Here is a 22,859-nt window from a genome sequence, read left to right as displayed (position 1 = left end):
ACCGGTTGTTTTACTTTCATCGTTGTCTTTATACTCGCTACTCTTCCTTATCTCGTCCGAACAAAGATTCTGCCGTTTGCCTTTGGTACATGTCCTGCTCCTACAAAGAATACCAAGGTCAGGATGGTTACCACATAGGGAATCATGGAGAGCAAGTGAGGAGATACCATATTTCCGGATCCAAGCAATGCACGAAGACCGTTACACAGTCCGAAAATCAGGCAGCCCAGGAAGGTTCCCTGGGGCGTGAATTTTCCAAAAATCACCGCCGCAATGGCGATAAATCCCTGTCCCACGATAACGGAGGGGCGGAATTGGGATACGGTAGCCAAGGTCACAAAGGCTCCTCCCAGGCCGGACAAAAAGCCGGAAAGAATCACCGCAATGTAGCGAACCTTATAAACATTGATTCCCAAGGTTTCACAGGCCCAGGGGTGTTCTCCTGCTGCTCGGAGCCGCATACCGTAACGGGTTTTAAAGAAGATAAACCAAAGCAAAAGCACCAAAAGAAAGCTAAGATAAGCCACGGAATAGGTGCTTACCACATTATACAGGAAGGAACCTGAAGCAAACTTTCCTTCAAACATCTTCGGAAGCTTTGCGGATAAATCCAAAGCCGGTGTGTCCGAAGAATTGTCAAAAATAGCTTTGCAAAGGAAAACTGCAAAGCCCGGTCCGACAAAGTTAATGGCCGTCCCCGCAATGGTTTGATCCGCATGAAGGGACACACAAACCACCGCATGAATCAAACCAAGAAGGGCTCCGGCACAGCCTCCCGCAAAAAATCCCAGCCATCCGTTTCCGGTAAAATAGGCCACACAGGCTCCTACAAAGGCGCCCAGAGTCATCATTCCTTCGATTCCGATATTTACCACACCGGAACGCTCGGAGCAACAAGAACCAAGCCCTGCCAAGAGGAGGGGTGGCGTAGAAATCAAAACCGCATTTAACAGTAATCCCAGATCATTCAGCATGGCTCTCTCCCTTCTTTTGGAATCCTCTCTGTACAAGATTTTTAATCACCGGCGTGATGGCGATGAAAATGATGATGGTTCCCATGATAATGCTTACCACTTCCGCAGGAACATCCACCGTTGTTAATTTGTTTCCGCCATACTTCATGGCGCCATAGAAAAGACCGGAGAAAATGCAGCCAAGGGGATGGGTTCCTCCAATCAGCGCCACCGTAATGCCCTGGAAGCCATAGCCCTCCTGGGCGGCAAACATGGAGACACGCTCAGACATACCAAGGATTTGCACTGCTCCACCAAGACCTGCCAGAATACCGGATAAGGACATGGACAAAAGGAAAACTCTCTTGGAATTGATTCCCCCATACTCCGCAGCACTGCGGGAATAGCCCACCGCCCGAAGCTGATAGCCAAAAGTGGTTTTGCTCAGAATGAACCAGATTAGAAAGGCAAAAAGCAAAGCCAAAGGCACTCCGGCATGAAGCTCTGCTCCTCCCGCAAAGGGGATCAAAGCCTGGGGAATCTTCATGGAGGCGGTCGCTAAAATATTCTTACTGGCCTCTGCTCCCTGGTCGGTATGAATCGTCTTTAAATTCACCACGTAGTTGGAAAAATAGAAGGCAATCCAGTTAAACATAATATAGGAAAGCACCTCATTGATACCCTTTTTCACCTTGAGAAGGCCTACCAGAAAGCCCCAAAAAGCGCCGGCAAGAGCCGCTACCACAAGGCAGAGAAGCACATGGAGGGGCGCAGGCAAAGGAAATAAAATGCCCACCACAACAGCTACCAAACTGCCCATCACAAACTGGCCCTCTGCGCCGATATTAAAAATTCCGGTACGGAAGGAGAAAGCAACGGACAGACCTGTGAAAATCAGGGGTGCTCCGTAAATGATGCTGTAAAACATAAACTTAGGCTTACCAAAAACACCCTGGTACAATTTTCCGTAGGCCTTCACCGGGGAAACCCCGATGGCCTGCAACAAAACAGCCCCTACCAAAAAGCCGATGGCGATGGAAAGAAGGGTGTAAAGCAAGGAACTCTTTAATATTTTCTCTTTCATACTTACTCCTTTCCTCCTGCCATATATAGTCCCAAGGTATACTCATCCGCCTCATTCCCGGCGAAGCTCTTCTGAATATTTCCGGAGAAAATAACGCCGATTCTATCGGACAAGCCCATAACCTCTTCCAACTCAAAGGAAATCAAGAGAATTCCCCTGCCCTTATTTCTTTGTTCCACCAGATATTTATGCACAAACTCAATGGCTCCCACATCCAACCCTCTGGTGGGGTTAAAGGCAATGAGGAGCGACTTGTCATTTTCCACCTCTCTGGCAATAATCACCTTCTGCTGATTTCCGCCGGAAAGCTGTCCTGCTGCACGGCTTTCGCAGCCCTTCGGACGAATGTCAAATTTCTCAATCATCCTGGAGGCATGCTCTTCTATAGCTTTCTTCTGTAAAATTCCTCCCTTAGAGTAGGGCGCTTCCCCGTAATTTTGTAAAATCAGGTTCTCCGCTACGGAGAAGTCCAGTACCAAACCGTGCTTCTGCCGATCCTCCGGAATACTGGAAAGGCCCGCATCAAAGATTTCTCTTGGGCTTTTGCAGGAAATATCCTTTCCTAAAAGCTGAATTTCTCCCTCTGTAGCATGAGCCAGTCCGGTTAGTATTTCCACAAGCTCAGACTGCCCGTTTCCGTCAATGCCGGCAAGTCCCAGGATTTCTCCCGCCCGAACCTCCAGATTTAGTCCCTTTAGGATTTCCACCCCTCTATAGTCCTTGGCATGGAGATTTTTCACGGAAAGCACCACTTCTCCCGGCTCCTGAGTCTTCTTTTCCACTACTCGATTCACTTTTCTTCCCACCATCATGGCTGCCAAATCGTCCTCCGAGCAGGAACATACATCCACGGTATCAATGTACTTTCCCTGTCGGATAATCATACATTTATGGGCAATGCATTTGATTTCCTTTAATTTGTGGGTAATAATCAGGATGGACTTTCCGGCCTTGGTCAAATGGGAAATAATTTCCATTAACTCATCAATTTCCTGAGGAGTAAGGGAGGCGGTAGGCTCGTCTAAAATCAAGATGTCCGCACCTCGGTACAAAACCTTCAAAATCTCCACTCTTTGCTGCATGCCTACGCTGATGTCTTCCACCTTGGCATCCACATCCACCATCAAATGGTACTGTTCGGAAAGCTCCCGAATCCTTTTCTTCGCTCCGTTTAAGTCCACGGTAAGCCCCTGCATGGGCTCCGCCCCCAGAATAATATTTTCCGCAACGGTAAAGGGAGGAATCAGCATAAAGTGCTGATGCACCATACCGATTCCCAAGGAAATAGCCTTTTCCGGGCTGTCCATCTCTACCTTTTGTCCACGAACCAGAATTTCTCCGGAGCTTGGGCGAAGCATGCCGTAGAGAATATTCATAAGGGTAGACTTTCCCGCTCCATTTTCCCCTAAAATCGCAAGAACTTCTCCCTTATGAAGCTTTAATTGCACATGGTCATTGGCCACGAAATCTCCAAAGCGCTTCACAATGTCCCGCATTTCAATAACCGGTTCCTTCTCCCCGATTTCCAAAGAGCTTTCGGCTTTTTCGGAATCCTTCGCTTCTCCGGCATTTTCAAAATTTCCGGAAGCCTGCCCGTCTCCCGTTACTGCATTCGGAGTCCCTTCCCATGCCTTTGTCTCTTCATCTCTTTCCATCTTCCAAATGCTCTCCTTCCTCGATTTCCCTTAACTGTCTAATTAAATCAAGATAATGTCCTGCATCCCTTCCTGTTCGGCCAGCTCCTTCAAAGCCTTCAGTTCTTCCTCACCGGGACTCTCATACTGCTTATATTGCTCCCGTACCCCAAATTCTCGGTAGGCAATGATTTTGTAGCGGATTTTCTGTCCCTTCCTTACATAGGGAGACAGCTCTTTGGATACCTTCTCCACCGTATCCTTTCCGGAAAAAAGTCCCGGCACCACTACCGTCCTTACCTCAACGAGTTTATCATATTCTGCCAAAATTCGCATATTTTTTAGAATTTCCTCATTGGAAAAACCGGTAACCCTTTTATGCTCTTCCCCATTATAGGCTTTAATATCCAACATCACCCCGTCAATGTAGGGCAATAAATCTTTTTCGTCCTTGGAAAAATCATAATAGCCGTTGGAGTCCAGTAAAAATCCTATGCCCCTCTTTTTACAGAGCATCCCCAATTCTCGTAAGAATTCCGGATAAAGGGTACACTCTCCCCCGGACACGGTGATTCCCCGGATAAAGGGAAGGTTCTTGGAAGCCTCCTGAAACACCTCCTTCGCACTCATCCGGCGGATTCTGGGGCTGGCGTTATGTGTGCAAGCATGGATACATTGGTCACAGCCGATACATTTTTCCGGAGAAAAGGCCACCCTTCCTTCTTCCCAATAAATAGCCTTGGTGGGACAGCCCGGAATGCAGTCTCCGCAGTGAATACACAGGGCTCTGGTTTCCGGATTATGGCAATACTTACAGTCCAGATTGCAGGCCTGTAAAAATATTGCGGTTCGATTTCCCGGACCGTCCACAGAGCTGAAGGGGATAATCTTGTTTACCGGGACTTTGATTTCTGCCTGTCCCCCCTCGACTCTACTTTCCGGCTTTTCTCTATCTTCTTGCTTCTCTTTCTTTACTGCTAATTCTTGCATGGTACGAAATTCCTCTCTTCTCCCAGTATAACGAAAAAGAGGAAGCTTGAATACGCCTCCTCTTTCGTAAAAACATAATACAATCCATGAATGTTTAGCGAACCTTACGCTCCAAAATCTTTCCGTTTTCGGCTGCTCCCAAACCTAAAGCCACGGTGTCCTGCAAAACACTCTTTCCTTGCTTCAGCTTGTCCATCTCGGATTTCTTCACCAGATATCCGGTAATACGAATCACGTCGGAATCGTTGGAATAGAAGGAAAGGTAGCGAAGATTCTTTTGGAAAGCCCCCTTCATAATATCCAAAACATACTCCGGGTTTTGGTGAATGGTTCTGTCAATGGGGAAAAGGTCTCCTGTTCCGGAGGGGAAGTAATGGTGGAAATGAGACAGAACTTCCATTTGGTCTGCCAGATTCTCCGGTTCCTCTCCGATGGGGATTCTGGTTCCCGGGCTGATTTCCACATCTGTGGAGATCCCTACCTGGGCATGGAGGAGGAAATGTCCGTTGCTGACCTCACAATAAGGATTCTTGTGGGCTTCGTTAAAGGCAGAAATGCAATCCATAATCTCTACCCCCAGCTCCGTTGCCTCCTTGCTGTGGCCAAAGCGACAATCACCCTTTCCTTCCTTTTCCAGAAGAATATTGACCGCCTCGGCAAGTCCCACCAAGCCGAACATAGCGGAAAAACGGTCTCTATGGATAAAGCCTTCTTTCGCCAGGAAGTTATTCTCGAAAAAGCCGGACTCTTCCACGATAAAACGAATTCGCTCATCCATATAGCGCACACAAAGATCCATGATATAGGGGAGCTCTTTCTCCAGAAAATCCTTTCTGCCCTTGGCCCTCTTGGCAATATTACTTAAGATCAGGCGAACAAGGGTATAGGCTCCCCCTCCGTATGCCAAGCCGTTGTAGCAAGAAGCAATCACATAATTTCCGGAAAAATCCTTGGAATACATCCGGTGGTTGCAAAAGCTTGGCTTGGCACTGGCCATAGCACAGCGAATGGCTTCAATGGCAAAGTCATCCTCGGTAAGCTCCTCATCATATTTCAAGGTAAGATTCGGGACTGCATCCTTGGTTTCCGCCATAGCCCGAAGCAGAAGTCTTCCGGCCTTGGTAGCCTTGGGGCCAATGTTGGCATGGGCGAAGGAGTCCAGAATCGTTCTGTCCATCTGGATACAGAAAAGCTTAATCATTTTAAAGGCAAGCTCTTCGTCCATATCCTGCACAAAAGGATCCAGCAGGGTGTCCAGCTGTCCCACGTAAACCGGATAATTGGTTACGGATGGAACATGCTTATAAAAGATTTGCAGAGCGTTAATGGCTTCATACAAATCCTTGGGAGGCTCTACCTGCAAGAAAGCAGAGCCCTCCCGAAAGAATTTCTCATAATCCGGGATGATATAGCGGGGACGCATAGGAGCATTTCCTTCGAAAAGGTCGCAAATGCACTGCTTCTCCGGCTCACAACGTAAAACTTCCAAAAGTCCTTCGGGAAGGTTCAGAACAGAGAGAAGGGAGTCCGCATGATTGGCCATTGTGGCTACCTTCTGCTCGTGGGTCAAGCTCTTTGACTTTACTGTTTCCAGCATAGCCTGCCGAGCCGCTTCAACTTTTTCCATGGATATTTCTTTCATTTTCTGTCCTTTCTATTCCCCTGTCTTACTCTTTCAGAAAATTCACATCCCTGTAGTATTTTCTCTGTACCTAGTTGTCTAACTCGTAAACATCTCCGTACTTTGCTTCAAAGTCTGCCTTGTTGTTTGGCACCTTCAGCTCGCCGGAAACAATCTTCTTCTTTATTTCTTCTACTTCTTTAACCACTGCAGGATCAATGTTCTCCGTACCGGGAGCAAGGTCTACACCTTCATCAGCCAAAGTATAGGTCTTTACACCGCCCTCAACTTTTCCGTCTACCAATTCCTTAGTTACATCAAATACCGCATTGTCCACTCTCTTCATAGCAGAGGTCAAAATGGTCTCAGGAGCGATAGAGCTCTGATCACTGTCTACACCGATAGCCCAGATTTTAGCTTCCTTACAAGCATCGATTACGCCCAGTCCGGTTCCGCCGGCTACCTGGAAAATAACATCAGCTCCATTGGTTACCATGTTGTTTGCTGCAGTCTTTCCTGCTGCAGTATCTGCAAAGGAGTTGGCATTGGCCTGTAAAACCTTAGCACTTGCATTGGCATCCAAAACACCTGCTGTATAGCCGTATCCGAACTGGTTCATCATGTCGGTTGCCATTCCCAAAACGATACCTACGGTATTCTTCTTAGTGGTCTTTCCTGCAACATATCCTGCAAGGTAAGAAACCTGTGCCTGCTCGAACATCAGGGAAGTAACATTGGAAACATCCGCTAAGGAAGCATCATCCACGATGGCAAACTTTACATCCGGGTTGGAAGCGGACTCTGCCTTTAAAGCATCTGCCAAAGCATAACCGATACAAATAATTAAATCATAGTCCTCATCCACAAAGGTCTCGATATTGGGCTTATAGTCCGCATCGGTCTTAGACTCCAGATACTTTGCCTCAATACCAAGCTCCTTCTGTGCTCTCTGTAATCCTTCCCAAGCAGACTGGTTGAAGGAACCGTCATTTACTCCTCCTACGTCGGTAACAATACCAACCTTCAGACCCTTGCCGGAAGAAGCATCCTTCTTTTCCGACTTGCTCTCCTCCACCTTCTCGGAACCGGCCTCTGTACCCTTCTCGGAACCCTGCTCGGTAGCCTTTGCACTTTCTTTCTTCTCTCCGCCGGAAGCACCGCAAGCCGCTAAGCTGAATGCCATGGTCAAAGCCAGGAATGCCGCAAAGATTCTTTTCTTCATTTCTCGTCCTCCTTAGATGAAGTCTTTTCTATTCGCCGTTTCCCTCCGAAGCCCTCGGCAAATAATAAAAGACTTGTCACATGTACTCTCCCATTATAGGGAAGAAAGAATACGGTGACAAGTCAGTTCCTTTGTTTATTTTGCTTGAAAAAATAGAGAAGATGAACAAAAGCCTATTCCGGAAAATGAGAAAGCAAAAACTCTAAAAATCCTTTCAGGTTCAGATTCCCTTCCCATAAACGCCCCAGAATATAATTTAGCAGACTAAAGCCCACGAAGCAAAATCCGAAAAACAGGAATAAGCTTAGGGCGAAAACGCTGTATAAAAAGCAGATTTTCAGCACCTTTCCGCTTTGACCGTACTCTATTTTCAGAGCTGTATAATCCAACACAATGCCCAAGGGTATGCCCAAAAGAAACAGAAACAAAGAAAATAGGGGAAAGCCCAAAAGCAGGGAAAAGAAGGATAGACTTGCTAAAAGGTAGAGTGCCAACCTTCCCCTGGTAAAGAGATAAAACAAGGAGGAAAAGCTTCTTCCCTCTGAAAAAAACAGAACCAGGAAGAAGGGTAAGAGCAAAAAGCTTAAGGCATAGAGCAGGGAAAATTGAAGAGAAGCTGCCGGATTTCCGTTGGAAAGGTATAAGCCGATGAAAAACATCAGAAGCAGGCTGATAGTAAAAAGCAGAGAGGTACTTTTATGTCCTGTCTTTTCCTTCTCCTTCAGCATGGCCTCTTCCGGATCCGCCAAGTACTCCCGGATTTCTCCCCGTAAAAGCTTCGGTGCCTGCAAAAATTCCTTGATTGCTCCGGAGGAAGGAAGGGCCGGAGAAAAGAAGGAAGAACGAGCCTCTACAAAGACCGGTATCCCTTTCCTTTCGGAAGCTTCTTCAATAACAACGGTCTCCGAATCTTCTGAATGAATCGGTTTTTCCTCTTCCGAAACATTCAAATTCTCCTCTTCTAAGGCTTCCTCTTTTGCATTACCCGGGTTCTCCTTTTCTAAAGCTTCCTGCTCTTGTTCCGTATATTCTTCCGAAGCTTCCGGCAGCGTTTCACCCGCTTCTTTTACGCTCTTTTCTTCGAAGTTCGTTTCTCTTGTTCTCTCTTGTTTTTCCTGTAAAGCCATTTCTAAAGCCGCAATCCTTGCCTCCAGCGCCTGCTCTCTTTCCTGCCTTTGCCGCTTTTTCTCCGCCTTCTTTTCCGCTTTTTTAGCTAAGCTTTTTTCATGCTTAGCTAAAACTGTTTTTCCTTCCTGTTTTTCTCCTTTTTTCTTCCCCATTACAGTAAAATCCCTTCTTCCGCTCTTTTCCCAAAACTTTCTGCCCCATATTGTAGCCTAGTTCTTTTGTCTTGGAAAGAGCTTCCTCCGCCTAATCCCGGATTTCCCATTCTTCCCTTGACTCAATTTTTTCATTCAAAGGAATAGAGAATAGAATATCAAGAATCAAGAAGCAACTTTGCATTCCTTTAGCTTTCGAAACAGCAATTCATCCATTTCAACAAAAATGTGGATAAGTCCTTTGTACATTTTCCCAAAAATGGGATTTTAAGAGGACTTATCCACAAAAATTACACTTTTACACATTGCCAAGCTCTTTTTCTGCCTTTTTGCTTTTGATAAATTCAAAAAATCCGGAAAAAAAGTTACGATATTCTTACTTTCCCCATTCCATTTCTTTTAAGATCATCTCTTAGGAAAGAAGATTCTGATAATTTCCCAGGAAGCTTTTCATTCTTTCCTGCTCCGAAGAAAAGACCTCCTCCGGACTTCCCTCACAGATAACTTCTCCATCCGCCATAAAAAGGATGCGGTCGGAAATATCTTTGGCAAAGGTCATTTCGTGAGTAACAATCACCATGGCCATCTTCTGTCCCTTTAGGGAGCGAATCACGGAAAGCACTTCTCCCGTAAGCTCCGGATCCAATGCAGAGGTTGGCTCATCAAAAAATAAAATCTTCGGCTCTAAGGCCAGGGCTCTGGCAATGGCCACCCTTTGCTTTTGTCCGCCGGAGAGGGAATCGGGATACTGCTCCGCCTTTTCCAAAAGTCCCATTTGGGAAAGCACTGCTTTAGCTTTTTCTTCCGCTTCTTCCTTTGTTTTTCTCTGCACGTGAATCAGGGGATCCATCACATTTTTCAAAACCGTCCAATGGGGAAAAAGATTGAAGTTCTGAAACACCAGGCCGAAAAGCTTCTTGGCCTCTTCCTTTTCTTCCTTCGTTGCCTGCTTTTTTTGCCCTTCCGTCAACGAAAAAATCGCCTTTCCGTCATAGAAAAGCTCTCCTCCCTCCGCCTTTTCCAAGAGGGTGGCAATGCGAAGCAATGTGGACTTTCCGGAGCCGGAGGGGCCGATGATGCTGAGCACCTCGCCCTCCTTACAGGATAGAGAAATTCCTTTCAGAATTTCCTCTCCTGAAAATGCCTTTCGGATATTTTTCATTTCTAAAATCGCCATTCCGCTCTCCTATTGATTCCTCAGATGGACACTCCCACATCTGCTTTTCCATCCAATTCTATTGATAATACGCCATCTTCTTTTCCATCTGTTCCATAATAAAGGCTACCACAAAATTGAAAATGTAGTAAAGCACTCCTGCCATAATCAAGGGGAACATGGAGCTCTGGGAGGAAGACAGGGCCTTGGCCTGGGTAAACATTTCCATCACGGAAATGGAAAAGGCTAAAGAAGTATCCTTTACCAAAGAAATCACCTCATTGGTAATAGAAGGAAGAATCTTCTTCCAAACCTGGGGAAGGATAATACGGAAGAAACACTGCATTTTGCTGTAACCGAGAATTTCCGCCGCCTCATACTGCCCCCGGTCCATGGATTGAATTCCGGAACGATAGATTTCCGCAAAATATGCCGCATAATTCAGAATAAATCCGATATATACCGCTGTCATGCGGTAACCCGGATGGAGACTTACTTTGAAAATGTAATAGGGGCCGTAATACACCATAAAAAGCTGTAGCATTAAAGGTGTTCCCCGCATAAAGGAAATGTAGATTTTGATGATTCCCGATATCAAGGGGTTCTTATGCATTCTCCCAAAGGCCACCAAAAGACCTAAGGGCAAAGAAAAAAGGAGGGTTATGGCGAAGATTCCCAAACTCACAAGCAATCCTTCTCCCAGCTTCCACAGCACCACAGTCCATTCCATTTTTCTCCCCTTTTCGTCTTTCTTTTTTCTCTACTACTCTATTGATTTAGTCTTATTCTACCGATTTAGTCTTGCTCACTTGGAAAAATTCACTCTATTGCATTAGTGAATTTTCCTTACTATTTTCTTCAAGACGCGCTTTTTTGCCGTCTTAAAAATTTGTCTTTTCTATTGTAAGATAAAACCTTCCGTTGTATCAAACCATTTTTCATTGATTTTATCAATCACGCCTTCTTCCTTCATTTCCAAAAGGGTTTTCTTCACTTTATCTGCCAGTTCGGTGTTCCCCTTCTTGAAGCCAATACCGTACTGCTCCTCAGTCAGGCTTTCGGAAAGAACCTTAGCCTTCTTTTTAAAGGTCTTAATCTGATATTCCGCCACTACGGAATCCATGCAAATGGCATCACAGGCACCGGATTCCAAATCCATCATGGCATTCTGGTAGTCTCCCACCTCGGTGAGGCTGCCGAAGCTATCCTTTAAGCTCTTATTTTCCTCTCGATTTAATGCGGTAAGTCCGGTGGAATCCTTCTGCACCTCTACCGCCTTCCCTTTTAAATCGGATAGACTGCTGATATCGCTGTCCTCTCTTACCACAAAAACCTGCTTATTGGCTAAGTAAGGTCCCACAAAGGTATAGCTGTCCTCACGGCCTTCCATACCGAAGCCGTTCCAGATGCAATCAATGTTTCCGGAATTTAATTCTAAATCCTTGGCATCCCAGTTAATGGGCTTGGGTACAAAGGTCAAATCCAATCTCTTTGCCACTTCCTCTGCCAGCTCCAGGTCATAGCCGGTGTAGTTTCCATCCTCGCCTACAAAGCCCATGGGAGGGAATTCCTGGTCAAAGCCCACGGTGAAGCTTCCGTTGCTTCCCTCCACCTTGGCTTCTACCTTTTCTCCTGCCTTCTCGGTACCGGCCTGCTCGCTGCCTGCCTGCGTACTGCCCTCTTCCTTGCTTCCGGAGCTACTTCCGGTAGTGCTCTTTCCTCCGCAAGCCACCATTCCCAGTGCCAAAACTCCTGCAGTTGCCATCCATAAAAGATTTCTTCCAAACTTTTTCATACTCTTCTCCCTTTCCTTCTCTATTTTTTACTTTGATTTGCTATCATGCTAATACGTTACTATGCTAAAGTATTTTTGTCAAGATTTTTTTAGAAGCTATTACAGAGTTTCCGGCTATACGTCCGGGGCAAACGAGATATCCCACACTGGGAAAGTGGTACTCATTACGCATAAAAAAGGCCTGAAATCGGGAAACTTCCCTTTTTCAGACCTTTTTCCATAAAGCGAAACAAATTTCCGCCGCTGTCTACTACTCTTTTGCCTTGGTTTCGATGGTAGCCATTACAGAGCTTTCCTCTGTAGAAGCGACGGTCTCTTCCTTCTTCTTGGAATCGTCCTTAGCCTTGGAGGATTCTTTGCTTGCAGAGGACTCCTGCTCCTTTGCAGCCTCTGTCTCGGCTTCGCTTGCCTTGCTCTCCTTGCCCTTATCGCTGTCCTGCTCCATGATTACGGAAGGCTCTTCATTCTTAACGGTAATCTGAGACTCAATGTATTCCATTACTTTATTACGGATTGCAGCCTCTTCTACCAGCTCCTTACCGTACTGCTCAATCAGCTTCACACGGTTAGTCTTTTCTCCGGTTAAGGAAGACTCCGCCTCAGCCAGCTCATCTAATAAAGCATCCGTTACCTTAATGCCCTGATCGTCCGCCAGCTTCCGCATTAAGAAGAGCTGCTTTGCGTAATCCTCCGCTCTGGCATAGGCATCCTCTTTATACTCTGCAACGGTCTTTCCGGACATGTTGATGATATCCGCAACGGACATACCGTAGCTCTTCATCTGTTTAAGTGTTGCATCTAAAAGGTAAGCCTTTGCGTACTCCATAAGCTTCTCGGAAGGCTTAATGGTGGCTTTTTCACTAATCGCCTGAATTGCCTGATCCTGAATGTTGGAGTGGTAGTTAAAGTCTTTTCTGGCCTGAAGCTGCTCACGAACCTGATCACGGTAGCTCTCTACGGTTTCCGCAGTGGTGCCGTCATAATTCTTTACCCATTCATCCGTTAAGGTAGCGGGACGCTTTACTTCATGAATCTTTACCGCAAATTCCGCAGCCTTACCGGCAAGCTCTTCATTGCCATAGTTCTCCGGGAAGGTAACCTTAACGGTAACGTCTTCTCCGGCCTTCTTACCAATCAGCTGATCCTCAAATCCGGGGATAAACTGTCCGGAGCCAAGCTTCAAATCCTGCTTCTCCGCCGTGCCGCCGTCAAACTTCTTTCCGTCAATGGATCCGCTGTAGTCGATATTTACGGTATCTCCTTCCTTGGCAGCATCATCCACCACTGTAGGATTCTGATCCAAGGTCTGCTGGATAGCATTATCCACTTCTTCCTGGGTTACATTCTCCAATGGCGCTACCGTAACGGTAATGCTCTTTAAATCCGGGAGAGTGATGCTTCCCATCTCGGAAAGCTTGGGCTCAGCAGGAACCTTTAAATCCTCCAGCTCTTTAATCTCAGGGCTATCCTCGGTTAAAGTAGAGGAACTTACCCCACTTCCGGAAGCCTTCTCGGACTCCTTGGTCTCTGTCTTCTTGCCACAGGCTGCTGCCATAATCGCCATAGCCAGAATGGCTGCCGATGCAAATAATTTTCTTTTTCTCATAATACTCCTTAGTGTATTGGAAAAATTCTTTCCATGGTTTTCGATATTTTTGCTAACAAAGAGTTTACTCTCTATTGAAAGCTAAAAATGCCTTGTAAGTATAATAAACATCCAGCTTAGCTGTCAATTCAAATGGAGCATGCATGGAAAGAACCGCTACCCCTAAATCCACGGTGTCCACATTCATATTGCCCATATACATGGCAATGGTTCCTCCGCCGCCTTCGTCTACCTTACCAAGCTCTCCCACCTGCCAGCAAACCTTGGCATCTTCCATATAGCCGATAACCTTCTGCATGGTTTCTGCGGAAGCATCATTGGAATAGCCCTTTCCTCTGGAACCGGTGTACTTGGTGAGAACCGGACCATGGTTAAAGAAACAGGAGTTCTGCTTCTCATATACATCCGCCCAGGTCGGGTCATAAGCTGCATTTACATCGGAGGAAAGACAGATGGAATTTCTCAGGATATCCCGTACTCTCTCTCCCTCGCACTCCGCCAAATCCTCTACAAAGTGGAGAAGCGCATCGGACTGCATTCCGGTATTTCCGGTGGAACCGATTTCTTCCTTATCTACCAATGCGGTAAGGGAAGTAAATTCCGGAGTCTTGCACTCCAGCTCCGCCATCAAAGCGGTATAGGCACAAACCTTATCATCCTGTCCGTAAGCACCTACCATGGAACGATCCAGTCCCACATCGCAAGCCTTCTGTGCAGGAACCAAGGTAAGCTCAGCCCGCATAAAGTCCTGCTCCACCATGCCGTACTGCTCATGAAGAATAGAAAGAATCTTCAGCTTAAAAGCTTCCTTTACTTCCTTGTCATCAATGGGGGTAGAGCCCAAAAGGATATTTAACTCCTCTCCCCGGATACCGTCGCTAAGCTTGCGGTCGTCCTGCTTCTTGGAAAGGTGGGGAAGCAGGTCGGTAATCACCAGGATTGGATCTCCTTCTTTCTCTCCAAGGTCAAAATCCACATGCTTTCCATCCCGGAACATTACTCTTCCGTGAAGAGCCAGAGGAATGGTACTCCACTGGTACTTCTTAATTCCTCCATAGTAGTGTGTCTTAAAATAGGAAAGCTCCTCCTGCTCATAAAGAGGATTGGGCTTTAAGTCGATTCTCGGGGAATCAATGTGGGCAATGTTAAAGTGAATTCCCTGATCCAGGGGCTTCTTTCCCATGGTTACCAGGAAAATGTTCTTGCCTCTATTGATAAAGTACAGCTTATCTCCGGTCTTATATTTCACACCTCTTGTAAATTCCTTATAGCCTGCCTTCTTCGCCAGCTCCTCGCTGTACTTTACGCATTCTCTTTCAATCTTGGAATGGTCTAAGAAGGTCTTGTAGCCCTCCGCAAAGTCCATAGCCTTCTGCAAATCCTCCGGTCTTTCCTTCGCGATATGCTGAGGCTTAAAACACAACTTCTCTTCTAACTTCTGTCCCTCTGTCTTTCCCATAAAGACACCTCCTTCAATGCGTTTTTTAAGATTCTACTGTGTTCCTGTGTTGAAAATGTGAAAAAAAGCGGAGTTTCACCGCTTTTTTACTCTACTGTCTGTTCTGACTTAATGGATTAATCCTGCGCGGTTTAAAGGCCAATAGCAAATGTATACCTTTGCCAGCATTTTCTCCCGCTTTACAAACTGGTTTTCTCCCCAGAAACGGGCATCCGCAGAATTGTTTCGGTTGTCTCCCATCATAAAGTAGCAGCCCTCCGGCACGGTCACATCCACCTCGGGGAATTGGTTGCCGTCCACAATCATGGGCTCCGGCAAATAGCTTTCCGTAATGGCTTTTCCGTTAATGTATACGGTACCCACCGGCACTTTTCCGGAGGAAGACTGCACCGCAAGCTTCTTAATCATGCCGGCATCCACCTCTCCGGTCTTCTTTACTTCCACATGGTCTCCGGGCATGCCGATGACTCTCTTTACATAGTAAATAACCTGGTTTCTCTTATCCTCCCGGCCGTCATAGGGGCAGACTCCCTTATCATTTTCCCGGTAAATCTGATGGTCGTTTCGACATTGGTAGCCATACAAAAAGATAGCCACATCCCCTCTTTCCACCTGTCCGAAACGGTAATGAAGCCGGGAACCGAAAACACGACTTCCCGCCATAATGGTGTTTTCCATGGATCCTGTAGGAATGGTGGAATTGGCAATCACATAGTTGTTCAATATAAATGCGGCAATTCCCGCCACCAAAAGAATCTTCACCCACTCAAAAAGCTCTCCCAAAAAGCTTTGGGGCTTCTTCCGACTGCTCTTTTTCTTATCCTGCTCTTCCTGCATAGCTTCTCCCTTTTTTTATTTCAGTTCATGAACCGCTAAGGAACATTGATTTTACTATGGTTTTCCATAAACCGTTTATAATGAGTGCTCTTCTTTATCAATTCCTAAATAGTTCTATTGTATTTAAGAAGACTTCTCCTCATTCTGCTGCTCTTGTCTTCTCGCGGTCATATACCGGTGCTCTTCCTCCAGCTCCCTATACAGCTGCAAAAGACTCCAATCCCTATTATGCTCCGTTTCCATACATTTTAAATCTACCCGGATTCCCAGCTTCTTTAAATCCGTCAAAAATTCTCCCACCTCCTTGGGGGAAAATCCGATGAATTTCAAAAGCTCCGCATCCTCCGGCAGACTCAGTATTTCCTCTTCCGGTGCAGACAGCAGCCGAATCTTTCGGATGATGGCCACACCCCGGACCTTATTTACTTTATCGACATCTTTTCGATGGATATAGAGTATCTTTTTCTCCATTTCCTCTCCTTCCCGGTATTTTCATTCGCTTTATTTTAATTAATAAAAATCTTGTCTTCTATCCTAGTTACGTTCTTGTCTTACCTCTTCCATAAACGCCGTCATTTCCTGTAAAAGAATCGGACGTACCTCTTCATTCAAGACTTCATGCCGTAATTTGGGGAAAATATGAAGCTTAAGCTTGGGATTTCCCAGTTGCTTTAGCATAGCATAAAGACTTGCCGGACCCTTGCCGTATTCTCCCACCGGATCCGCACCGCCGGAAAAAATAAAGCAGGGAATATCCTTCAGCTTTTTGATTTCCGCATATTCATTAACCCTTACCAAAGCAGCCAAGAGGTCGGCATAGGCTCCCAGGGTAAAGCCCACTGCCAAAGGATCCCGACCATTTGCCTGACTCACCTCTTCCTTAGTGCAAATCCAAGCTGATAAACTCTTGGGATTCGGAATATGTCTGTTGAAATACTTCGCTAGTAGAATGCTTTCCTTTAGCGCATCATCCTTAGCTCCTCGAAGCTTCTTTTGAACAGCAATATAGCCCTGCACCGGAAGCAGTAGAGGGCTTCCCCCTGCCGTTCCGGAAAGTAGTAAGCCCTTTAAGTCCGCCCCATAGCTTGCCGCATAATCTCTTGCCAGGAAGGACCCCATGGAATGGCCAAAGAGAAACACAGGCAGATTCGGAAACCATTTCTTGATCTGCAAGAGGCTTCTGTGAATGTCATGAATCATACTTTCCCAGCCGGAGCTGTCCCCAAAGTAGCCGGGGATATTGGCACTTTTTCCATGCCCCTGCATATCCATACCGCAAACCACATAGCCCTGCTTCGCCATATACTCAAAAAGGTAACGATATTTTCCGATATGCCCCTGCATCCCGTGGAGCACAAAAAGAATCCCTTTCTTTTCAAGACTTTCCTCCTGCCACAGAACATTATAAATTTTCCCAAGCTCGTTGCTGGCTTCCCTTTTCCACTCTCTTCTTTCCATCCTTCTCCTTTTGCTTTCTATCGGCCTTCACGAAAACTTCATATCGACCTTCACGAAAACCTCCTATCAGGATTTTCAATATTCCCCATAATATCATGCTTTCCGCAGGAGATACAAGAAAAGAGCATCTTATCTCTTTACAATTTTTATAATTTTTTCTAAGGAAGAAAGGGGCTGTAATAAAATGGAAAAGGATAAATAAGTTTTGGAGGCATAGGTCTAGTTGGGGGCACGCTCTCGCTAACCTCGCCTCCTAGCAGTACTAACTTCAAGCATCGCCTTGCTCGCTTTCAGTAAGTACTGAGGGGCTCAGATTACCCCCTTTTAGACCTATGCCACCAAAACTTGCACCAAAATCCGATTTTATTACAGCCCCTTTCTTCCTTTTCCGCTTCTCTCTGTTCTTTTTTCTTCCTTTATGATATATTTAAAAGGTTACATTTGTTGAATTTTTTAAGACTAATGAAAGGAGGGTTTATGCTGATTTGTCCGATATGTGATTCTACCTTAGTGAATCGTGTTTGTCCGATTTGCAAAAAGATTGTGAAGAATCCCTGGGTTTTGGATGACCGGGTATTTATTAATCGTTCCCATTCTCTTCCGGATGATTTCTGTGAATATCATGGAAATGGGCGAAAAATCACCTTGCTGAATAAAGTGGATCACAAAGGTTCCTCGGTGATTTCTGCAAAGCAAAATCCCTTAAAGCAAAAGCACGATCCCAGTCAATCTCAAATGGTAGATACGGTTATGAAGAAAACAAATGTTCCGCCGAAACCAACATTTTCCTATAATAAAAAGAAAGGATAAAGAATATGCCATTTATTGTTTTTTTGGTTGTTGTAATTGTGCTGATCAGCACCACCATTCGTATCGTATCGGAGGCCTGTGCCATGGTTGTAGAGCGTCTTGGACGCTTTCATACCGTATGGCGTCCGGGTATTCACTTCCTGATTCCCTTTGCGGATCGTATCGCCAAGAGAATTAACTTAAAGGAGCAGGTAGCGGACTTCCCGCCCCAGCCGGTTATTACCAAAGATAATGTTACCATGCGAATCGACTCCGTTGTCTTCTTCGTCATCACCGATCCTAAGCTTTATGCCTACGGTGTGGAGAATCCCATCGCAGCGATTGAAAACTTAACCGCAACTACCCTTCGTAACATCATCGGTTCCATGGACTTGGATACCACTTTAACTTCCCGTGATGAAATCAACACCCAGATGCGTTCTCTTTTGGATGTGGCTACCGATCCTTGGGGTATCAAGGTGAACCGTGTAGAGTTAAAGAACATTCTTCCTCCTGAGGCTATCCGCGAGGCCATGGAGAAGCAGATGAAGGCGGAGCGTGAGAAGAGAGAGGCTATTACTCTAGCAGAGGGTAAAAAAGAAGCCGCAATTCAAACTGCACAGGGTAACAAGGAGGCTACAATCCTGAATGCAGAAGCGGACAAGAAGAAGACCATCCTTGCCGCAGAAGCCCAGAAGGAAAAAGAAATTCAAGAGGCTGAAGGTCGTGCCCAGGCGATTTTGAGTGTGCAAAGAGCGGAGGCGGAGGGTATTCGTCTTCTGAAGGAAGCCGGCGCGGATGATGCGGTACTTCGCATTCGCAGCTTAGAGACCTTTGCCAAAGTGTCCAATGGAAAGGCTACCAAAATCATCATTCCTTCCGATATCCAAAACATGGCAGGATTGTTAAGCAGTTTGAAAGAGACTCTCGTTTCCCCTTCCGCTCCGGTGACCGACTCTGCTCCGGAAGCTAAGACGAGCTCAAGCTCTACCTCTGATGCTCCTGAAGAGGTAAATGGAAATGAGGAAGTATGATAAAAATCATCTTCTTTGATATCGACGGCACTCTTCGTCCCTTTGAAACCGGAATCATTCCGGAGGATAGCAAGGCTGCCGTCAGAAGAGCCCGGGAGGCAGGAGTGCTTTGTGCCATTGCCACCGGAAGGCACTGGGTGGAAATCTATAATGAAGGTTTGGTGGAGGATATGTATTTCGATGCCTTTGTCACTTTAGACGGAGGCTATGACTATATTCTGCATCCGGAAAAGGCAAGACCTGTTTTCCAAAAGCAGGGAGCCAAGAAGCCTAAGGACTACCACTTCCTGATTGATGAGGCAGGGATTCCCCTGCCTTACTTTGACCCCAAAAACGGAGAGGTACTTTTACAAGAAGCCATCCCCGGAGAAATGGTGGAAAATGTCCTTGCTATGGCGGAAGAAGAAAGCTTCCCTATTCTGTTTTTGGAAGAGAGAAGACTCTACGCCAACTTTGTAAATGATGCCTTATTACGTTGTCTTTCGGAAATCAAATCCGGCCTTCCTCCCATTCTTCCTTTGTCGGAAGCCAGGAAAAATCCTCTTTTTATGCTGATACCGGTGCTCAATGAAGCACAAGTGGAAGAGTTGGAAAGAAGAATTCCGGACTGCCATTTGGTTCGCTGGTCCGACGGTCTATCCTTTGACGTGACCAAAAGAAATATTTCCAAGGTTTCCGGCATAGAAGCCATTTGTAAAGCTTTAGGCATTCAAAGAGAAGAATGTGCCGCCATCGGAGACGGCTGGAATGATGTGGAAATGCTCTCCCATGTAGGAATGGGCATCGCCATGGGCAACGCCAAAGAAGAATGTAAAGCAGTAGCAAACTACATCACCGCCCCCATATTGGAAGGCGGTCTCCCCCAGGCGGTGGACTACATTCTAAACTATAACGAAACGCAAAAGAAATGATGTGAAGTAAAGTCATTACTTGCTAACAAAATAGCGTATAGGGAGGCACGCTCTTAGTCCCCACCTACACGCTAAGCATAAACTTTAAAAGAAACACGAAAGAAGTGACGGTAGAACGATATCCATTAGCTTTCGCGCAGTATAGCTTGTAATAAGGGGCAATTTGAGCCCGCGGGTTCTTGGCTTTTGTTTTTTAAAAGCTTAGAACCCCTGCGAGGCGAGGTTAGCGGGAGCGTGCCCCTGCTACAAGCTATACTGCTCGAAAGCGACTATACCATTGCATTGTTTCATCACTTCCTCTGCGTTTCTTTTATTTTTTTGCTTTGCTCCTCCACCTCCTTCTTTTTCTTCTCCTCTTTTTCCTTCTTCTTTTCTTCTTTCTGGATAAAGGCGGATTCTTTGTCAATCTGTCCCAGAGAAATCATAAAGTCGGAACGTTTTTCCAGTTCTTTTTTCACGTGCTTCAGACCATACTCTTCTATAAGAGTTGGGGTTTTGGAAAATAAATTTCTGCCCAGTCCCAGCTTATCCCCCGGAATTTCTACCCCCATGGCTGCCAAAGTGGTGGGGAAGTCGTCAAAGGTACTGTATTCCCGATATTTCTTTTCTTCCACCCTGGGAACGGCATTTAAATAGGTGGTAAAAACCTTTCTTTGATAGCTTTTTTCCACATCATTACAAAAATCGTGGTCCATGGTGGGGTGATCCCCGGAAATGACTATGGTTGTATTTTCATAAAAAGGCTGCTGCTGTACCCAGTGAACAAAGTTGGATACCTGCCGGGATGTACATTGGTAAACATCCGCATACTGATTTTTCGGGTGCTTTCTTTCGCAAAGTCTGCACACATAGCCGTCCGGAAAATGAGTATCCACTGTAAGCAGAGTTAAATTAAAGGGTTGTTCCGCCTTCCCCAGATTTTCCAATTCTTCCTTCGCGTACAGAAAAAGCTTCTCGTCCTCAAAGCCCCAGTTCACCCAATAGTTTCTGGGAAATTTGCCTTTTCTCTTCCAATAAGAAAAATCCTCCACGGCTACGTTTCCATGATCCTCCATGAAAAGCTCTCTTCCGCCAAAATAGCCTACGGAGCCTAAGAGGAACTTTTGATTGTAGCCTTCCTCTTCCAAAATATCGCCCAGGGCGGTTACAGAAGGGAAAAAATGCTTCTGGCTGTCCATGGAATTTTGCTCAATAGATATTTTCAAAGGAAGACCGGTGCTCTCTCCGAAAATCGCTCCCATGGTCCAGGTGGCTCCGGGAAGGGCAATGCCCCCATTCCTTTTTTCTCCTTCTCCGGCAAAGTCCTCACCCTCTTCTCCCAAAGCCATCAGCTCGGGCAGAAGATTTTCCGGAAAATCTCCGCCGTGCTCCTTGTCCATAAAGGTAAGCTCTGTGGACTCCATATAAATATAGACAAGATTTCTTTTCTTCTCCGGAAATTTCAAGTCCACATTCTTCGGATCCACATAATGTTCTTCAATAAACTTGGAGGATTGAAACTGGGAGCTTAAAAAGGAACCGAGAGAAATGCCGTCCCAAGCTTCTGCAATGGTCACTGCCACAAGGAAAATGCTGAAAAAGCCGCAAAGAGGCAGGAAGGCCTTCTTAATTTTGAGAAGGAAATTTCGCTTCTTTTTCTTTTGGTAGAAAAAATAATAAAATACAGAGAGGGATAGCCATAAAAGAATGGCAGGGGCCAAGGCTGTGGTAATAAAAAGCTGTACCAGATGTCCGTTGGCTCCACCCATAGGAGCGAAAATATGAAAGAGAATCTCATCTACCGTAAGCTCTTCCCAGTTGCTGACCAAAAAAAGATAGGACAAGCGAAACAGGCAGCATAATCCCAGCAGAAAAAATAAAAGATAGGGAAGGAGCATTTTCCCTATTGATTTTTTGTTGTCCTTATTTTGTTCCATGAAATATTCACCTTCTCACGCAGGAAGCAAATAATCTTCTTGCTGTATAGTATTCTTTTGACGATAGAATTGTTATCCGACAATATAATATTTCTCTATGCGTATAAAAACTTTTTTCCAGAAATAAAAATACAACTTTTCCCTCTTTAGCACAAGGGTATAGCATAAAGCCGCGAATCAAAAAGAGAGTCATCGGGAAAAATTTGAATATGGGCTATAAAAAAGTCGAAAATATGGATCCATTAGAGAAAATAAAAAAATAGAACGACCTCGAAAACCGAAAGTCGCTCCATTTTTATAGCAGGAGAAAAATCTCCGAAAAATATTATTCTTCATCCTCTCTGTTCCGTACATAAACCGGTGCCTTCTTGGGAGAAAGATGCAAGATCTCTCTGAATCTGGCAAAGGCATCCACCGCATTTTGCCAAGACTCCTGCAGGGCTACGGTCTTGTCGGATAAGGTCAACAAATAGGCTATCTTGCTGTTGGGAATACGGGTAGAAAGAGGGAACATATGGGTTAAAATCGCTCTCTTCTCTGTCTCCGTTAAAGCAAAATTCTGTGCTTCGGAGTTCTCCACCGCATCCTCCGGATGATAAAAGCAGTACCAACGTCCGTTATGGGTGGTACCGTCATCCTTATGATAGTCAATCATACAAAAATCATGAAGGAAACCGATTCTGGCAGCGCTGTCCGCATCCATGCCCCAGCTTTTTGCCAAATGATACGCCATATAAGCTACTCGAACACTATGGTCGAAGGTATTGGTACTTCCATGCCGAGGCACCGCCTTTAACTTACAATATTCCTTATTTTCCGTAATTTCTTTAAACTGCTGAATAAATTCAAGATGCTCTTTCTTTAAATCCATCTGTTCCCTTTCTATCTATTTAAAATTAAGAAACGTTATTACTATACTCTTTCCCCCATGCTACTGCAATACTCTTTCGAGAATTTTAAAAAAAGAGTAGGAAATCTATACCCCATATTTCGGCGCGGAAGCAGAGATGCATAAGGCTTCTCTTCTTACTCCCTTCTCTGCAAATATCATAAATGACTTCCCTCTTTGCGCCGCTTTCCACAAAAAGTAAATCATTCTTCTTTTCGTCTCTCC

At 45.5% G+C, this 22,859-nt stretch carries 20 protein-coding genes; 3 read left to right on the top strand and 17 right to left on the bottom strand.

Features of this window, described 5'->3' with window-relative positions; all coding sequences use genetic code 11:
• Nucleotides 1-47 precede the first annotated feature (47 nt).
• The 15 genes from RDQ32_RS02815 to RDQ32_RS02745 form a co-directional block, all read right to left on the bottom strand.
• Nucleotides 48-974: an ABC transporter permease gene (locus RDQ32_RS02815; RefSeq protein WP_183683480.1), complete on the bottom strand. Its 927-nt coding sequence runs from the start codon at nucleotides 972-974 to the stop codon at nucleotides 48-50.
• On the bottom strand, nucleotides 964-2,037 hold the full coding sequence (locus RDQ32_RS02810) for an ABC transporter permease (protein ID WP_308579047.1): 1,074 nt from the start codon (nucleotides 2,035-2,037) through the stop codon (nucleotides 964-966). Before RDQ32_RS02810 ends, RDQ32_RS02815 begins: the two co-directional genes overlap by 11 nt.
• A gap of 2 nt (nucleotides 2,038-2,039) precedes the next feature.
• Nucleotides 2,040-3,533 (bottom strand): ABC transporter ATP-binding protein, encoded by a 1,494-nt coding sequence (locus RDQ32_RS02805; protein ID WP_308579054.1) that lies wholly within the window; start codon nucleotides 3,531-3,533, stop codon nucleotides 2,040-2,042.
• 201 nt (nucleotides 3,534-3,734) lie between these two features.
• Entirely contained in the window at nucleotides 3,735-4,661 is a 927-nt protein-coding gene (locus tag RDQ32_RS02800; RefSeq protein WP_308579046.1) for a YjjW family glycine radical enzyme activase, read from the bottom strand.
• 94 nt (nucleotides 4,662-4,755) lie between these two features.
• On the bottom strand, nucleotides 4,756-6,303 hold the full coding sequence (locus tag RDQ32_RS02795; protein WP_308579045.1) for a YjjI family glycine radical enzyme: 1,548 nt from the start codon (nucleotides 6,301-6,303) through the stop codon (nucleotides 4,756-4,758).
• A 70-nt stretch (nucleotides 6,304-6,373) separates the two neighbouring features.
• On the bottom strand, nucleotides 6,374-7,504 hold the full coding sequence (locus RDQ32_RS02790) for a BMP family ABC transporter substrate-binding protein (RefSeq protein ID WP_304070609.1): 1,131 nt from the start codon (nucleotides 7,502-7,504) through the stop codon (nucleotides 6,374-6,376).
• A 173-nt stretch (nucleotides 7,505-7,677) separates the two neighbouring features.
• A complete protein-coding gene (locus RDQ32_RS02785; RefSeq protein WP_308579044.1) occupies nucleotides 7,678-8,784 on the bottom strand; it encodes a hypothetical protein in 1,107 nt (368 codons plus the stop codon).
• Between the two features lie 412 nt (nucleotides 8,785-9,196).
• Nucleotides 9,197-9,961 (bottom strand): amino acid ABC transporter ATP-binding protein, encoded by a 765-nt coding sequence (locus tag RDQ32_RS02780; RefSeq protein WP_308579043.1) that lies wholly within the window; start codon nucleotides 9,959-9,961, stop codon nucleotides 9,197-9,199.
• 58 nt (nucleotides 9,962-10,019) lie between these two features.
• Nucleotides 10,020-10,670: an amino acid ABC transporter permease gene (locus RDQ32_RS02775; RefSeq protein WP_007158279.1), complete on the bottom strand. Its 651-nt coding sequence runs from the start codon at nucleotides 10,668-10,670 to the stop codon at nucleotides 10,020-10,022.
• Between the two features lie 168 nt (nucleotides 10,671-10,838).
• The gene (locus RDQ32_RS02770) at nucleotides 10,839-11,735 is read right to left on the bottom strand and encodes an amino acid ABC transporter substrate-binding protein (RefSeq protein WP_308579042.1); all 897 of its coding nucleotides are present in this window, start codon (nucleotides 11,733-11,735) and stop codon (nucleotides 10,839-10,841) included.
• A gap of 250 nt (nucleotides 11,736-11,985) precedes the next feature.
• Entirely contained in the window at nucleotides 11,986-13,341 is a 1,356-nt protein-coding gene (gene tig, locus RDQ32_RS02765) for a trigger factor (RefSeq protein WP_308579041.1), read from the bottom strand.
• A gap of 64 nt (nucleotides 13,342-13,405) precedes the next feature.
• On the bottom strand, nucleotides 13,406-14,800 hold the full coding sequence (locus RDQ32_RS02760; RefSeq protein ID WP_308579040.1) for an aminopeptidase: 1,395 nt from the start codon (nucleotides 14,798-14,800) through the stop codon (nucleotides 13,406-13,408).
• Between the two features lie 108 nt (nucleotides 14,801-14,908).
• Nucleotides 14,909-15,637, bottom strand: a complete 729-nt coding sequence (gene lepB / locus RDQ32_RS02755) for a signal peptidase I (protein WP_308579039.1) — start codon at nucleotides 15,635-15,637, stop codon at nucleotides 14,909-14,911.
• Nucleotides 15,638-15,760: 123 nt separating this feature from the next.
• Nucleotides 15,761-16,108 carry a DUF3783 domain-containing protein gene (locus tag RDQ32_RS02750; RefSeq protein WP_308579038.1) on the bottom strand — a complete coding sequence of 116 codons (348 nt, stop codon included), beginning with the start codon at nucleotides 16,106-16,108 and terminating at the stop codon, nucleotides 15,761-15,763.
• A gap of 63 nt (nucleotides 16,109-16,171) precedes the next feature.
• Nucleotides 16,172-17,095 carry an alpha/beta fold hydrolase gene (locus tag RDQ32_RS02745; protein WP_308579037.1) on the bottom strand — a complete coding sequence of 308 codons (924 nt, stop codon included), beginning with the start codon at nucleotides 17,093-17,095 and terminating at the stop codon, nucleotides 16,172-16,174.
• Between the two features lie 477 nt (nucleotides 17,096-17,572).
• On the opposite strand from RDQ32_RS02745, the gene RDQ32_RS02740 reads away from it, so the two are divergent.
• The 3 genes from RDQ32_RS02740 to RDQ32_RS02730 are packed head-to-tail and all read left to right on the top strand — an operon-like array spanning nucleotide 17,573 to nucleotide 19,829.
• The gene (locus RDQ32_RS02740) at nucleotides 17,573-17,905 is read left to right on the top strand and encodes a hypothetical protein (protein ID WP_308579036.1); all 333 of its coding nucleotides are present in this window, start codon (nucleotides 17,573-17,575) and stop codon (nucleotides 17,903-17,905) included.
• Nucleotides 17,906-17,910: 5 nt separating this feature from the next.
• Nucleotides 17,911-18,918, top strand: coding sequence for an SPFH domain-containing protein (locus RDQ32_RS02735; RefSeq protein WP_308579035.1), 1,008 nt, complete (start codon nucleotides 17,911-17,913; stop codon nucleotides 18,916-18,918).
• The gene (locus RDQ32_RS02730) at nucleotides 18,915-19,829 is read left to right on the top strand and encodes an HAD hydrolase family protein (RefSeq protein ID WP_308579034.1); all 915 of its coding nucleotides are present in this window, start codon (nucleotides 18,915-18,917) and stop codon (nucleotides 19,827-19,829) included. The genes RDQ32_RS02735 and RDQ32_RS02730 overlap by 4 nt, the downstream gene beginning before the upstream one ends.
• 290 nt (nucleotides 19,830-20,119) lie before the next feature.
• Here the strand turns inward: RDQ32_RS02730 and RDQ32_RS02725 are convergent, their stop codons facing one another.
• Together RDQ32_RS02725 and RDQ32_RS02720 are read right to left on the bottom strand one after the other, a co-directional pair.
• Entirely contained in the window at nucleotides 20,120-21,745 is a 1,626-nt protein-coding gene (locus RDQ32_RS02725; RefSeq protein WP_308579033.1) for a sulfatase-like hydrolase/transferase, read from the bottom strand.
• A gap of 325 nt (nucleotides 21,746-22,070) precedes the next feature.
• Complete coding sequence (locus RDQ32_RS02720) at nucleotides 22,071-22,616, bottom strand: HD domain-containing protein (protein WP_308579032.1); 546 nt, start codon at nucleotides 22,614-22,616, stop codon at nucleotides 22,071-22,073.
• Nucleotides 22,617-22,859: the final 243 nt, after the last annotated feature.

It is taken from the genome of uncultured Oribacterium sp. (genome assembly GCF_902481605.1).
Lineage (GTDB): Bacteria > Bacillota > Clostridia > Lachnospirales > Lachnospiraceae > Oribacterium > Oribacterium sinus.
The sequence above is the reverse complement of the archived record's forward strand: the minus strand, read 5'-3'. Positions and strand labels throughout refer to the sequence as shown.